The organism is Streptomyces sp. NPDC127114, from assembly GCF_042677525.1.
GTDB lineage: Bacteria > Actinomycetota > Actinomycetes > Streptomycetales > Streptomycetaceae > Streptomyces.
In genome coordinates, this window is sequence record NZ_JBHXTJ010000044.1 from 26,694 (window position 1) to 41,206 (window position 14,513).

At 75.0% G+C, this 14,513-nt stretch carries 11 protein-coding genes; 6 read left to right on the top strand and 5 right to left on the bottom strand.

The genetic code is table 11. The features are described 5' to 3' along the window. Nucleotides 1–89: 89 nt before the first annotated feature. The 4 genes from ACFVGS_RS31010 to ACFVGS_RS31025 all read left to right on the top strand — a co-directional run bounded on the left by ACFVGS_RS31010 (nt 90) and on the right by ACFVGS_RS31025 (nt 4,352). A complete protein-coding gene (locus ACFVGS_RS31010; RefSeq protein WP_385695113.1) occupies nt 90–1,283 on the top strand; it encodes a sensor histidine kinase in 1,194 nt (397 codons plus the stop codon). Continuing rightward, nucleotides 1,280–1,945, top strand: a complete 666-nt coding sequence (locus ACFVGS_RS31015) for a response regulator (RefSeq protein ID WP_384419067.1) — start codon at nt 1,280–1,282, stop codon at nt 1,943–1,945. The genes ACFVGS_RS31010 and ACFVGS_RS31015 overlap by 4 nt, the downstream gene beginning before the upstream one ends. A gap of 272 nt (nt 1,946–2,217) precedes the next feature. Continuing rightward, complete coding sequence (locus ACFVGS_RS31020; RefSeq protein ID WP_385695115.1) at nt 2,218–3,513, top strand: cytochrome ubiquinol oxidase subunit I; 1,296 nt, start codon at nt 2,218–2,220, stop codon at nt 3,511–3,513. A gap of 59 nt (nt 3,514–3,572) precedes the next feature. Further along, nucleotides 3,573–4,352, top strand: coding sequence for a cytochrome d ubiquinol oxidase subunit II (locus ACFVGS_RS31025; protein WP_385695118.1), 780 nt, complete (start codon nt 3,573–3,575; stop codon nt 4,350–4,352). Here the strand turns inward: ACFVGS_RS31025 and ACFVGS_RS31030 are convergent. Beyond that, complete coding sequence (locus ACFVGS_RS31030; RefSeq protein WP_384419130.1) at nt 4,343–5,494, bottom strand: AI-2E family transporter; 1,152 nt, start codon at nt 5,492–5,494, stop codon at nt 4,343–4,345. The genes ACFVGS_RS31025 and ACFVGS_RS31030 overlap by 10 nt on opposite strands. 424 nt (nt 5,495–5,918) lie before the next feature. After that, a complete protein-coding gene (locus ACFVGS_RS31035) occupies nt 5,919–6,113 on the bottom strand; it encodes a DUF3046 domain-containing protein (protein ID WP_128976838.1) in 195 nt (64 codons plus the stop codon). A 79-nt stretch (nt 6,114–6,192) separates the two neighbouring features. On the opposite strand from ACFVGS_RS31035, the gene ACFVGS_RS31040 reads away from it, so the two are divergent. Further along, a complete protein-coding gene (locus ACFVGS_RS31040) occupies nt 6,193–7,128 on the top strand; it encodes a hypothetical protein (protein ID WP_385695120.1) in 936 nt (311 codons plus the stop codon). A 54-nt stretch (nt 7,129–7,182) separates the two neighbouring features. Here the strand turns inward: ACFVGS_RS31040 and ACFVGS_RS31045 are convergent, their stop codons facing one another. From ACFVGS_RS31045 to ACFVGS_RS31055, 3 genes are all read right to left on the bottom strand, one after another. Next, nucleotides 7,183–7,491: an AzlD domain-containing protein gene (locus ACFVGS_RS31045; RefSeq protein WP_385695122.1), complete on the bottom strand. Its 309-nt coding sequence runs from the start codon at nt 7,489–7,491 to the stop codon at nt 7,183–7,185. Next, entirely contained in the window at nt 7,488–8,228 is a 741-nt protein-coding gene (locus ACFVGS_RS31050) for an AzlC family ABC transporter permease (RefSeq protein WP_385695124.1), read from the bottom strand. Before ACFVGS_RS31050 ends, ACFVGS_RS31045 begins: the two co-directional genes overlap by 4 nt. A gap of 417 nt (nt 8,229–8,645) precedes the next feature. Continuing rightward, on the bottom strand, nt 8,646–9,416 hold the full coding sequence (locus ACFVGS_RS31055; RefSeq protein WP_384419133.1) for an AraC family transcriptional regulator: 771 nt from the start codon (nt 9,414–9,416) through the stop codon (nt 8,646–8,648). A gap of 435 nt (nt 9,417–9,851) precedes the next feature. Here ACFVGS_RS31055 and ACFVGS_RS31060 point away from each other — a divergent pair, with 435 nt between their 5' ends. Beyond that, complete coding sequence (locus ACFVGS_RS31060; RefSeq protein ID WP_385695127.1) at nt 9,852–14,489, top strand: ATP-dependent helicase; 4,638 nt, start codon at nt 9,852–9,854, stop codon at nt 14,487–14,489. Nucleotides 14,490–14,513 lie beyond the last annotated feature (24 nt).

Sequence of the window (14,513 nt, forward strand, 5' to 3'; positions counted from 1 at the left end):
GGATGTTCGATTTTCGTGTCAAGCGCACCACGCCGGTGCCGGGCCGGACGTCACGACCCGGGCGGCGGACGGGTGCCTATCCTTCCCGCATGGCCCTCACCCTCCGTCCGCGGGACGTGCGCGACGGCGCCGTGGCTCTGGTCGTGCTGCTCGTCGTGGCGGTCTGGACACTGGTCGCCGCGCACTACGAGCCCGAACCGGCGGGGCGCACCGCGCTCGGCTGGGCGCTGATCCTGGTGGGGTGCGGGGCGCTGTGGTTCCGGCGCAGGCAGCCCGTGGCGGTGGCCGTCGTGACCCTCCTCACCTGCGCCGTCTACTACCCGCTGTTCGCCCAGGACGGCCCGCTCCTGATCGCCTTCGCGCTCGCGCTGTACACCACGGCCGCCGAGGGGCGGTTCGCCGCCGCCGTCGCGCTGGCGGCCGTGACGCTGCTCGCCGTCGCCCTCGGCGAGATCCGTCAGCAGCCCGGCCACCGGCAGATCGACGACACCTCGCTCGCGATGATGGCCGGCTGGCTGATCAGCCTGGTCGCGGTCGGCCGCGCCCAGCGCAACCGGGTCGCCTATCTGCACGAGGTGGAGCAGCGCGCCCTCGCCGCCGAGCGGGAGCAGGAGGCCCGGGCCCGGCAGAGCGCCACCGAGGAGCGGCTGCGGATCGCCCGTGAGCTGCACGACATCCTCGGCCACAGCATCTCGCTGATCAACGTCCAGTCGGGCGCCGCGCTGCACCGGCTCGGGAAGAAGCCCGCCCCCGAGGTCGCCCTGACCACGGCCGAGGAGGCGCTGCAGGCGGTCCGCGACACCAGCAAGGAGGCGCTGCGCGAGCTGCGCGCCACGCTCGGGGTGCTGCGCCGGGCCGACGAGGCCGCCCCGACCGCCCCGGCCTCCGGTCTCGCGCTGCTGCCGGAGCTGGTGGCGCGGGCCGGGGGCGCGGGCCTCGACGTCCGTACCCGGGTCGACGGCAGGCCCGTACCGCTGGCGCCGCCGGTCGACCTCGCCGCGTACCGGATCGTGCAGGAGTCGCTCACCAACGTGACCCGGCACGCCGGCGCGCGCTCCGTGCTCGTGACGCTCGACTGGGGCGCGGAGGAGCTGCGGCTGCGGATCGAGGACGACGGCCGGGGCACCCCGGACGACCGGCCGTCGGGCAGCGGCATCCGGGGCATGGCCGAGCGTGCCCGGGCCTTCGGCGGCGAGCTGACGGCCCGTAACATCCCCGGTGGTTTCCGGGTCGACGCCCGGCTCCCGTTCACCCCCCTCGCCGACAAGGGAGATCCCGCATGATCCGCGTCGTGCTCGCTGACGACCAGACCCTCGTCCGGGCCGGTTTCCGGTCGATCCTGGCCGACGAGGACGACATCGAGGTGGTCGGCGAGGCGGCGGACGGCGAGCAGGCGGTGACGCTCGCCCGCGAGCTGCGCCCGGACGTCGTCCTGATGGACATCCGGATGCCGGTCGTCGACGGCCTGGAGGCCACCCGCCGCATCACGGAGGACGACCGTCTCGAAGGGGTGCGGGTGGTCATCCTCACCACCTTCGACGTCGACGACTACGTGTACGGGGCGCTGCGCGCCGGCGCCAGCGGCTTCCTGGTGAAGGACACCGAGCCGACGGAACTGCTGCACGGGGTGCGGGTGGTGGCCCGCGGGGACGCCCTGATCGCCCCGGCCGTCACCCGCCGGCTGATCGCCGAGTTCGCGGGCCGGGCGCGCCGCCCCGACCCCAGCCCCCGGCTCAACGCCCTCACCGAGCGGGAGCGCGAGGTCATGGGCCTGGTGGGCGCGGGGCTCTCCAACGACGAGATCGCCACGCGTCTGGTGCTCTCGCCCGCGACGGCGAAGACCCACGTGAGCCGGATCATGACCAAGCTGGACGTGCGGGACCGGGCGCAGCTGGTCATCCTCGCGTACGAGTCGGGGATGATCACGCCGGGCTGGCTGGCCTGACCCCTGACCGACCCGCCCGATGACCGGCCTGCCTGGCCCTGACCGGCCGGCCCGATGACCGGCCCCACCTTCCCCTGACCGGCCCGCCTTCCCTGACCGGCCTGCCTGGCCCTGACCGGCTTGCCCGCCGACCCGTCTGCCCCCTAGGGGACGCGGTCGGCCGGGCGCAACCGTGGGGGTACGCGGACGGGGTCCGGCGCAACCAGGGCGGTAGGCACGTTGTCCACCGCGGGCCGACGCCACGGCCCTGACCGTACGCCGGCGCTGACGGCGTGAATCCCGACGTACTCGATCTCGCGCGGCTGCAGTTCGCCCTCACCGCCGGCGGACACTTCCTCTTCGTCGCCCTCACCCTCGGTCTCGCGACGGTCGTCGCCGTGCTCCAGACGAAGGCCACCGTCTCCCGGAAGCCGCTGGACGCCCGCCTGGTCCGCTTCTGGGGCCAGCTGTACGTGATCAACTACGCGGTGGGGATCGTCACCGGCATCGTGATGGAGTTCCAGTTCGGCATGAGCTGGAGCGGGCTCACCCACTACGCGGGGAACGTCTTCGGCGCCTCGCTCGCCGTCGAGACCATCGTGGCCTTCTTCGTCGAGTCGACCTTCCTGGGGCTGTGGATCTTCGGCTGGCACCGGCTGAACCGCTGGGCGCACCTCGCCGCGATCTGGGTCGTCACCCTCACCGCGTACCTGTCCGCCTACTGGATCCTGGTCTCCAACGGCTTCCTCAACCACCCCGTGGGCCACCGCGCCGAGAACGGCATGCTGGTCCTCGACGATCCGGTCGCCGTGCTCACCAATCCGTCCGCGCTGCTCGCCTTCGGGCACGTCGTGGCCGGCGCGCTGCTGACTGCCGGGTTCTTCATGGCGGGAGTGAGCGCCTACCACCTGTTCCGGCGCAGCCCGGAGTGGGAGTTCTTCGGGCGCAGCCTGCGGATCGGGGTGTTCGTCTCGTTCCCCGCGCTGATGGTGACGGCGGTCTTCGGCGGGCTGCAGTTCTCCGCCCTGAGTACGTTCCAGCCGATGAAGTCGGCCGTGTTCGGCGGGAAGACCGCCGAGATCGCACGGATCCAGGCCGACATGGTCACCCGCTTCGGCCCCGGTGACTACGTGCCCTCGATCGGCTGGACCCGCGGCGCGGGGCTGATCATGCTCATCTGCTTCGCCCTGATGATGTACTTCACCTTCGCCGGCGTGATCCTCGCCTTCTTCAGGACCGTCGTCTTCCGCTTCCGGCTCTGGCACCTCGCCCTCATGGCCGCCGTGCCGCTGCCGTACCTCGCGATGATCAGCGGCTGGGTGTTCCGGGAGGCGGGCCGCCAGCCGTGGGTGGTGTACGGACTGCTCAAGACCGAGGACGCGGTCTCCGGCCTCTCCCCCGGCCAGATGCGGCTCTCGCTGGCCGTGTTCACCACGCTCTTCGTCCTGCTCGCCGTCCTCAACGCCTGGCTGCTCGCCCGGCACGCCCGGCGCGGCCCCGTCGCATCCGGCGGTCTCGGCCACGACGACCGCCGGGGCGGACCGGACGAGCCGGACCCCGCCGACGCCCTGCCCGCCGCCCGCTACTGACCCGCCGACCCAAGCCACCGCCCCGCCCGCCCCGCCCCGTCCCGAGGAGCCGACCGACCGTGGACACCCTCGCCCTCGCCCTGCTCGCCTTCTTCGCCTCCGGCTGGTTCGTGCTCGCCGGCGCGGACATCGGCACCGGCATGCTCCTCCCGTACCTGGGCCGCGATCCGGGCGAACGGCGGCTGGTGATCGCGTCCTTCGCGCCGTTCTTCCTGGGCAACGAGGTGTGGCTGATCGCCACCGCGGGCGTCCTCGCCGGCTGCTTCCCCGAGCTCGAAGGCACGCTGCTCACCGGCCAGTTCCCGGTACTCGTCCCGCTCCTGGCCGGCTGGATCGTGCGGGACCTCGGGCTGTGGACGCGCGGCCGCGGGCCGGGACGGCGCTGGCGGGCGCTGTGCGACGGGGCCGTGACGGCGGGCAGCTGGAGCCTGGCGCTCGCCACCGGCTGGCTGCTCGCGGCCCTGCTGACCGGCCGCCCGTACGAACCGGCCGGCGGGCCCGTCGCCGTCCTCACCGCCCTCGCGGTGGCCGCCCTGTTCGCCGCGCACGGGCTCGGCTTCGCCACGCTGCGCCTGACGGGGGTGCCGTACGAGCGCGCCCGGCGGCTCGTCGGGCGGGCGGGCCGCCCCTGGCACTCCTTCGCGCTCACCGCGGTGCTGCTCGGCGGCCTCCCGCTCGCGGCCGGGAGCACCCTGGCTCCCGGCTCCCACACCGCCGACCCGGCGACGCTACGGCTGCTCGTCCCGGCCGTGCTCGCCGTCACGGCGGGCATGGTCGCCGTTCAGGCGTGGATCTGGCGGCTCTTCCGGCACCGGGTGACGGGCCCCTCCTACCTCTGATCGTCCTTCGGCGTCCGGTCCGGCTCGGCCGCGTCCTTCTTGTGGTGCAGCGCCTTCTGCAGGCGGGCGACGACGGCCTCGCCGTACCGCCGGTGGCCGTGCACGCGCGGGTCGTCGGTGACGTCGTACCGCTTCACATAGGCGCCCAGGAAGGCCTGGAGCGTGGCGACGGCGGGGATGGCGATCAGGGCGCCGACCGCGCCGAGCAGCGCCGTGCCCGCGATGACCGAGCCGAAGGCCACGGCCGGGTGGATGTCGACGGTCTTGGAGGTCAGCTTGGGCTGCAGCACGTAGTTCTCGAACTGCTGGTAGACCACGACGAAGATCAGCACCCACAGCGCGTACCAGGGATCCACCGTGAAGGCGATCAGCATCGGCAGGGCGCCCGCCAGATAGGTGCCGATGGTCGGGATGAACTGGGAGACCAGACCGACCCAGACGGCCAGCGCGGGCGCGTACGGCACGCCCAGGATCTCGAAGAGCACGAAGTGCGCCACTCCCGAGATCAGTGCCATCAGACCGCGCGAGTAGAGGTAGCCGCCGGTCTTGTCGACGGCGATCTCCCAGGCCCGCAGCACCTCCGTCTGCTTGGCGGGCGGAAGGACCGAGCACAGCGCGCGGCGGAGGCGCGGGCCGTCGGCGGCGAAGTAGAACGAGAACAGGAAGATCGTCAGGAGCTTGAAGAGCCCGCCGAGGAGGGTGGCGGACACGTCCAGGACACCGGCCGCGCTGTTCTGCACGTACTTCTGCAGCCAGCCGGAGCGCAGCACGCTGTCCTGCACCTCGACCCGGGACAGCTCGGTGTGGAAGTGCTGGTTGGTCCAGTTGATCAGCGAGTCGAGGTACTTGGGGAAGTTCTCGACCATGTCGACGATCTGGCCCGCGAGCATCGAGCCGAGGAGCACGACGAAGCCGACGCCGGTGACGAGGACGGCGAAGAAGACGAGGAAGGTGGCGAGGCCCCGGCGCATCCCGCGGGCCGCCATGCGCCCGACCGCCGGTTCGATGGCGAGGGCCAGGAAGAAGGCGAGCAGGATGTTGACGAGCAGCCCGACGAGCTGGTGGAAGGCCCAGCTGCCGAGCTGGAAGCAGGCGTAGAGGGCCAGCGCGAGCACCAGGGCGCGGGGCAGCCAGCGCGGCATCCGCGCCGCCGTGGCGGGGCCGGCCGGAGCGGAGCCGCCGGTTCCCGATCCGGCTCCCGCCGGTGCGGGAACCGGCGTGGAGGGCGTCCCGGCGGTCTGCCGCGCGGGTGGGGCGGCGTTCCGCGCGCCCGGGTCCGCCGGGGCGTCGGGCCCGGAGGGCGTCGTCCCGCGGTCGTCCTTCCCGCCGCCGGTCTCACCGGCCACACCAGTCTCACCAGCCGCACCGGCCGCACCGGCCTCGGCCGTCCGGTTCGTCTTGGCGGTCTCGTCGGTCTTGGCGGTCTCGTCGTTCTCGTCGGTCTTGGCGGTCTCGTCGGTGTCGTCGGTCTTGGCGGTCTCGTCGGTGTCGTCGTCGTGCGCGTCAGTCGGGGCCACCCCGCCAGTCTCGCGCACCGCGCGGACATTCCGGCCAGGGCCCGTCACATCATCGTTTCTCGTCCGGCACGCCGACGGCCGCGCAGACCGCCCGCCACACGTCCTTGGCCTCCCAGCCCGCGTCGAGCGCCTGGTGCACCGTCCGCCCGCCGAGTTCCGTCATGACGTGGTCCCGGGCGAAGGACTCGACGTAGGACGTTCCGAAGTGCTCGGTCATCCGTTCCCAGAATGTCGTCAACCGCATGACCCCAGTATCCCGCCCTCAAGGGTGCAGCCCGGTCCGTAGACCTTGTCAGACGCGCGTTCCGGCCTACGGTCGGACCATGGCCGGAAATCCTCCAGAAATCCCCGCTCCGTCCGCCTCGCCCCTCGCGCGCGCCGAGCAGTTCGTCTGGCTGACCGCCCGCGTGCTCGAACAGCGCCGGTTCGCCTACCACTTCCTGGGCGGCGGCGCGGATCCCGTCGAGGCCGCGCTCACCGCGTACCTCAACGAGGACGGCGGCTACGGGCACGCCCTCGAACCCGACCTGCGCGGACCGGTCAGCCAGCCGCTGCACACGGCGCACGCGCTGCGCGTGCTCGACTCCATCGGCCGGTGCGGCGGCCTGCGGGTCGAGCGGATCTGCCGCTACCTGACCGAGGTGTCGACCCACGACGGCGCGCTGCCCGCCGTGCATCCCTCACAACGCGGCTACCCGGCCGCCCCCTTCGTCCCGGTCGTCGACGCGCCGCCGAGCGAGCTGCTCACCACCGGCCCGGTGGTCGGTCTGCTGCACCGCAACCAGGTCTGGCACGCCTGGCTGTTCCGGGCCACCGAGTTCTGTTGGGCGGCCGTGGACGCCCTGGACAAGACCCATCCGTACGAGGTGCAGGCCGCCGTCGCCTTCCTCGACCGGGTCCCGGACCGCGCCCGCGCGCAGGCGGCGAGCGACCGGCTGGGGCGGCTCGTGCGCGAGCGGCGGCTCGTCGTGCTCGACCCGGACCGGCCGGAGGACTACCCGGTGCCCGACGGATACGCCCCGGGCGAGCACCACCATCCGTACGACTACGCGCGCGTGCCCGACTCGCTGGCCCGCCGCTGGTTCACGGACGAGGAGATGAGCCGCTCCCTGGACCACCTCGCGGCGGCCCAGGAGGACGACGGCGGCTGGCCCGTCACCTGGCGCCAGTGGGCGCCGGGCACGGCCCTGGAAGCGCGTCCGATCGTCACCGTGGAGGCCCTGCGCACGCTGCGCGCGCACGGCCGCCCGATCGGCTAGCGCCTGTCCGGCGGATCAGGGCCGGGCCGGACAGGCCGCCGGGCCGGGGGCGGTTCAGCCGCCGAGGGCCCGGACCCCGGCCGTGACGAGCACCGCCGCGCCCACGACCACCAGGAAGGGGGCGCGCAGCAGCAGCGCCAGGGCCGCGGCGGCGAGCCCGGCGGCTCGGGCGTCGACGGTGAGGGCGCCCTGGGTGCTGAAGGTCTGCTGGGCGGTGAGGGCGGCGAGCAGGGCGACCGGGACGAGCGCGGCGAGCCGCCGGACGACGGGCCGCTCCAGGGTGTCGGCGGGGACGAGCAGGCCGAGCAGCTTCACCAGGTAGCACCCGGCGGCGGTCAGCGCGACGGCGAACCAGACGTTCATCGGGCCTCCTCCTTCGGGCGGTCGCCCGTCCGGCGGCCGCGGAACCAGAGCACGGCGGGCGCGGCGAGCGCGGCGGCCAGGACCGGGACGCCGGCCGGCAGCGCGGGCAGGAGACCGAGGCCGAGCAGCACGGCGAGGGCGGCGGTGGCGCGCTCGGTCGCGCTCCTGAGCATGGGCGCGAGCAGCGCGAGGAAGACCGCGGGCCCGGCGGCGTCCAGGCCCCACGCGGCGGTGTCGCCGATGGCCTCCGCGCCGAGGGCGCCGAGCAGGGTGGTGAGGTTCCACAGCACGTACAGGGTCAGTCCGGTCACCGTGAAGCCGATGCGTGCGGACCGGCGGTCCGTCTGGGCGAGGGCGACGGCCGTGGTCTCGTCGATCACCCACTGCGCCGCGAACGGCCGGGCGAGCCGGCGCAGCGCGAGCAGCTGCGAGAGGCGCAGCCCGTAGAAGGCGTTGCGGGTGCCGACGAAGAACGCCCCGGCGGCGGCCGTGAGCGGGTTCCCGCCCGCGGCGAGGGCGCCCACCAGCGCGAACTGGGAGGCGCCGGTGAAGACCAGCAGGCTCAGCGCGCAGGTCTGGAGAAGGCTGAGGCCGGAGCCCGCCGAGGTCACGCCGAAGGCGAACCCGGAGAGCCCGACGGCAACGCCGACGCCGAGGGCGTCGCGCACGACGGCGGCATCGCTCCTGGAGGCGGTCGCGTCACGGTGTACGTCCGGGGGTGCTGTCTGTTCTGCCACGCCAGGGACGCTACGGAGGGAGGGCGAGCCCGGTCTTGTACGTTCTTGCGACGGCGGCGCGCGGGCGGCGGCGCGCGGGCGGCGGCGTGCGGAGGGTGCGTGCAGGCGGCTGCCTTCCTGCGGCGGCGCGCGGGCGACCGCATGCCGGCGGCGGCGGCGGGCGCACGGCTGCGGGCAGGCGGCTGTCTTCCTGCGGCGGCGTGCCGGCGACCGCATGCCGACGGCGACGTGTGGGCGGCGGCGCGCGGACGGCTGCGAGCAGGCGGCGGCGCGCGCACGGCTGCGGGCAGGCGGGGGCCTTCCTGCGGCGGCGTCCCGGCGACCGCATGCCGACGGCGACGTGCAGGCGGCGGCGCGCGCACGGCTGCGGGCGAGCGGCTGCGGGCCGGCGGCGGCCTTCCTACGCCGGCCGCGTCGCTACGCGCGCAGGCCGCGGGCCCGCTGGTAGGCGCCCGGGGGCACGCCCACGCTGCGGGTGAAGTGCCGGTTGAGGTGCGGCTGGTCCGTGAAGCCCACGGTGACCGCGGCCTCCGCCGGAGGCGTCCCCGCGTCCAGGAGGCGCCGTGCGCGACGCACCCGGGCGTCGGTCAGCCAGGTGTGCGGCGGCATGCCGTACGCCGCGCGGAAGGCCCGCAGGAGGGCGAAGGGGCTGGTCCCGAGCTCGGCGGCGAGCCGTTCCAGGGTCGGCGGGTCGGCCATCCGCTCTTCGAGGACGGCACGCGCGCGTGCCGCGTCGCGCGCGCCGGCCGACAGCGGCGACAGCGGCCGGACCCTGCCGCCGTGGCTGCGCAGCATCCGGGCGGTGACCAGCCGCAGCAGGCTGTCGGCGGCGAGCGCGTTGCCCTCCTCGGCGGCCCGGTGCACCTCGACGACGAGCCGGGCCGCGTACGGGTCGTCGACGACGGGCTGGGTGAAGCCGATGTCGCCGCGCAGCGCGACGGTGTCGTCCGCGATGTCCCGGATCAGCCCGGCGTCGGGATAGATCGTCCGGTACGTCCAGCCCTCGGGCACCCCGGCGTGCCCGGTGTGCGGGGTGTCGGGGTTGACCAGCGCGATCTGGCCCGGCCCGGCGCGGACGAGGTCGCTGCCGTAGTGGAAGGCCTCGACGCCCTCCGTGATGGCGGCGAGGACGAAGCTTTCGTGGGTGTGCCGGGAGAAGGACTTCCGGACGTAGTGGGCGTGCAGCAGGTCGACGCCCGGGAGCTCGAGGGGCCGCCAGTACCGCGCCCGTTCCCCGCGGTCGGCGGCCCGTCCCGGGGCCTCGGCGGGCGCGCCGCTGTGGTCGCCCTCGGCGACGGCGTGCCCGCGCGGCGCACCGGCCCGGGGCAGGGCCCCTTCCGGCGGGCGGGCCGCGCCGCCGCGGGCCCGCGCCGTCAGCCCGTAGGTCGCCGTCAGCCCGTCACGCGCCGTCGGCCCGTCGCGCGCCGTCAGCCCGTCGCTCGCGGCGGCCGGGGCGGTTCCGGCCTCCACGGATGTCCCGGCCTCCCGGGAAGTCCCGGCCCCGGGCCGGTTCGGCGTGCCGGCGCTCGTCATGTCCCCATTCTGCGCCGGGGGCACGGCCGACCACGAGCGGGTTTCCCCAGGTCCGGGCGGTTGTCAGTGGCGGGGTGCACGATGGAGGGCATGGTCAGGTCCGCGCTCGACGACTTCTCCCCCGCGACCCGCAGCTGGTTCACCGGGGCCTTCACCGCGCCCACCGCGGCGCAGGAGGGCGCCTGGCGGGCCATCGGCGAGGGCTCGGACGTGCTCGTGGTGGCGCCGACCGGCTCCGGCAAGACGCTCGCCGCCTTCCTCGCCTCCCTCGACCGGCTCGCGGCGACCCCGCCGCCCGCCGACGCCAGGAAGCGCTGCCGCGTGCTGTACGTGTCGCCGCTGAAGGCGCTCGCCGTCGACGTGGAGCGCAATCTGCGCTCCCCGCTGACCGGCATCCGCCAGGAGTCGGTGCGGCTGGGTCTGCCCGAGCCGGACGTGAAGGTGGGGATCCGCTCGGGTGACACCCCGGCCGCCGAGCGCCGGGCGCTCGCGACCCGGCCGCCGGACATCCTGATCACCACGCCGGAGTCGCTGTTCCTCATGCTGACCTCGGCCACGCGCGACGCGCTCGCGGGCGTGGAGACGGTCATCCTCGACGAGGTGCACGCGGTCGCGGGCACGAAGCGGGGCGCGCACCTGGCGCTCTCCCTGGAGCGGCTCGACGAGCTGCTGCCGCGGCCCGCCCGCCGGATCGGCCTGTCGGCGACGGTGCGGCCGGTGGAGGAGGTGGCGCGCTACCTCTCGCCGCAGCGGAAGGTGGAGATCGTCCAGCCGCGGTCGGGCAAGGAGTTCGACCTCTCCGTGGTCGTGCCCGTGGAGGACATGGGCGAGCTGGGGGGCTCGCCCGCCTCGGAGGCCTCCGAGGGCGGCGACCGGCCGTCCATCTGGCCGCACGTCGAGGAGCGGATCGCCGACCTGGTGCAGGCGCACCGCTCGACGATCGTCTTCGCCAACTCCCGCCGCCTGGCGGAGCGGCTGTGCAACCGGCTGAACGAGATCGCCTACGAGCGTGCCACCGGCGAGGCCCTGCCCGACGGCGCGCCGCCCGCCGAGATCATGGCTCAGTCGGGCGCGGCCCAGGGTGCGCCGCCGCTGCTCGCCCGCGCGCACCACGGCTCGGTCTCCAAGGAGCAGCGTGCCCTGGTCGAGGAGGACCTGAAGGCGGGCCGGCTGCCGGCGGTGGTGGCCACGTCCAGCCTGGAGCTGGGCATCGACATGGGCGCGGTGGACCTGGTGGTCCAGGTGGAGTCGCCGCCCTCGGTCGCCTCCGGGCTCCAGCGCGTGGGCCGCGCGGGGCACCAGGTCGGGGCCGTCTCCACGGGTGTGGTCTTCCCGAAGTACCGGGGCGACCTGGTGCAGTCGGCGGTGGTGACCGAGCGGATGCGCTCGGGTTCCATCGAGTCGCTGCGGATCCCGGCGAACCCGCTGGACGTGCTCGCCCAGCAGCTGGTGGCGATGGTCGCGCTGGACTCGTGGCAGTTCGACGACCTGCTCGCGACGGTCCGCCGGGCGGCGCCGTTCGCGGCGCTGCCGGAGTCCGCGTTCACGGCGGTCCTGGACATGCTGGCCGGGCGCTATCCGTCGGACGCCTTCGCCGAGCTGCGCCCGCGCGTGGTGTGGGACCGGGTCACGGGCACGGTGACGGGCCGGCCCGGCGCGCAGCGGCTCGCGGTCACCTCGGGCGGCACGATCCCCGACCGCGGCCTGTTCGGGGTGTTCCTGGCGGGCGCCGACCCCAGGAAGGGCGGCGGGCGGGTCGGCGAGCTCGACGAGGAGATGGTCTACGAGTCTCGGGTCGGCGACGTGTTCACGCTGGGCACGACGTCCTGGCGGATCGAGGACATCACCCGTGACCGGGTCCTGGTGTCGCCCGCGCCGGGCGTGCCGGGGCGGCTGCCCTTCTGGAAGGGCGACCAGCTGGGCCGGCCGCTCGAACTGGGCCGCGCGGTGGGCGCGTTCCTGCGTGAGGTGGGCGCCCTGGCCCCCGAGGACGCCCGGCTGCGGCTGCTGTCCGCCGGGCTCGACGCCTGGGCGGCGGAGAACGTGATCGCGTATCTCGCCGAGCAGCGCGAGGCCTGCGGGCATGTGCCGGACGACCGGACGATCCTGGTGGAGCGCTTCCGGGACGAGCTGGGTGACTGGCGGGTGGTCGTGCACTCACCGTTCGGCGCGCAGGTGCACGCCCCGTGGGCGCTGGCGCTCGGCGCGCGGCTCGCCGAGCGGTACGGGATGGACGCCCAGGTGATGCACGCCGACGACGGCATCGTGCTGCGCCTGCCGGACGCGGATCTGATGGGCCTCGACCTGCTGGACGGCGAGCCGGTGGACCCGGGCCGGTTCGCGGACACCACGTACGACAGCGAGCAGGCGCCCGTCGGCGCCGCCGACGTCGCCTTCGACAAGGGCGAGGTCGAGCAGATCGTCACGGACCAGGTCGGCGGCTCCGCCCTGTTCGCCTCCCGGTTCCGCGAGTGCGCGGCGCGCGCCCTGCTGCTGCCCAAGCGCAACCCGGGCAAGCGCACGCCGCTGTGGCAGCAGCGGCAGCGGGCCGCGCAGCTGCTCCAGGTGGCGAGCGAGTTCGGCTCGTTCCCGATCGTCCTGGAGGCGGTGCGCGAGTGCCTGCAGGACGTCTTCGACGTCCCCGGCCTGCGGGAGCTGATGGGGGACATCGAGTCCCGGCGGGTGCGCCTGGTGGAGGTCACCACGCCGGAGCCGTCGCCGTTCGCCCGCTCCCTGCTCTTCGGCTATGTCGCCCAGTTCCTGTACGAGGGCGACTCGCCGCTCGCCGAGCGGCGGGCGGCGGCGCTCTCCCTGGACTCCCGGCTGCTCGCCGAACTGCTCGGGCAGGCGGAGCTGCGGGAGCTGCTGGACGCGGACGTGCTCGCCGAGCTCGAGCGCGAGCTGCAGTGGCTGACCGAGGACCGGCGGGTCAAGGACGTGGAGGGCGTCGCCGACGTGCTCCGCGTGCTCGGGCCGCTGACCGACGCGGAGCTCGCCGAGCGCGGCGCCGAGGCCGACTGGGCGCAGGAGCTGTCCCGGGCGCGGCGGGCGATCCGGGTGCGGATCGCGGGCGCGGACCACTGGGCCGCGATCGAGGACGCGGGCCGGCTGCGGGACGCGCTGGGCACGGCGCTGCCGGTGGGCGTGCCGGAGGCGTTCACGGAGCCGGTGAAGGACCCGCTGGGTGATCTCCTCGCCCGTTTCGCCCGCACGCACGGCCCGTTCACGTCCTCTCAGGCCGCGGCCCGCTTCGGGCTCGGCCCGGCGGTCACGGACGGCGCCCTGCAGCGCCTCGCCGCCGCGGGCCGGGTGGTCCAGGGTGAGTTCCATCCTTCGGGCATCGGCCAGGAGTGGTGCGACGCCGCCGTGCTGCGCCGGCTGCGCCGCCGCTCCCTCGCGGCCCTGCGGCACGAGCTGGAGCCGGTTCCGCCGGCCGCGCTCGCCACGTTCCTGCCCCAGTGGCAGCACCTGGGGAGCAGCAGCCTGCGCAGCATCGACGGCCTGGCCCGCGCGATCGAGCAGCTCCAGGGCGCGCCGGTGCCGGCCTCGGCGCTGGAGAAGCTGATCCTGCCGTCCCGGGTGCGGGACTACTCGCCCGCGCTCCTCGACGAGCTGACCACGACCGGCGAGGTCGTCTGGGCGGGCGCGGGGGCGCTGCCCGGCAAGGACGGCTGGATCTCGCTCTATCTGGCCGACGCCGCGCCGCTGCTCCTGCCGCCGCCGCACCCGCTGGAGCTCACCGGCCTGCACGAGTCCGTCCTGACGACGCTCTCCGGCGGCTACGGGCTGTTCTTCCGCCAGATCGCCGACCAGGTGCGGGCCACCACCCACCCGGACGCGACGGATCCGCAGCTCGCGGACGCCCTGTGGGACCTGGCCTGGTCGGGTCGGCTCACCAACGACACCCTGGCCCCGCTGCGCTCGCTGCTCGGCTCGGGCCGCACGGCCGGTTCCACCGCGCACCGCGCCCGCCGCACGGTCCCGCGCGGCCGGTACGGCACGCTGAGCGCCGCCGCCCGCCCGGCCTCCCGCACGGGCCCGCCCACGGTCAGCGGCCGCTGGTCGCTGCTGCCCCCGCTCGAGCCCGAGCCGACCCACCGCGCCCATGCCCTGGCCCGCACGCTGCTCGACCGGCACGGGGTGGTGACCCGGGGCGCGGTGGCCGCCGAGGGCGTGGAGGGCGGCTTCTCCGCGACGTACCGGATCCTGTCGGCCTTCGAGGACAGCGGTCAGGCCCGCCGCGGCTATGTGGTGGAAGGGCTCGGCGCCGCCCAGTTCGCCATGGACGGGGCCGTGGACCGGCTGCGCGCGGCCGCGAACGCCCGCGACCGTGGCGCGGAGGAGGGCGCGGGCCCCAAGGCGGTCGTCCTGGCGGCGGCCGATCCGGCGAACGCGTACGGGGCGGCCCTGTCCTGGCCGGAGCCGCCCACCGGCGCCGGGCACAAGCCGGGCCGCAAGGCGGGCTCGATGGTCGTCCTGGTCGACGGCGAACTCACGCTCTACATGGAGCGCGGCGGCAAGACCCTGCTCTCCTGGCCCGACGAGCCCGATTCCCCGGCGCTGCGGGCGGCGGCCGAGGCCCTGGCGGCCTCGGCGACGGCGGGCTCGCTCGGCACGGTCACGGTGGAGCGGATCAACGGGGCGACCGCCCTGACCTCCCCCCTCTCCCGCCCTCTGGAGGCCGCCGGCTTCCACGCCACGCCCCGGGGCCTGCGCCTGCGCGCCTGACCTCCCCGGCGCTCCGGCCCGGGG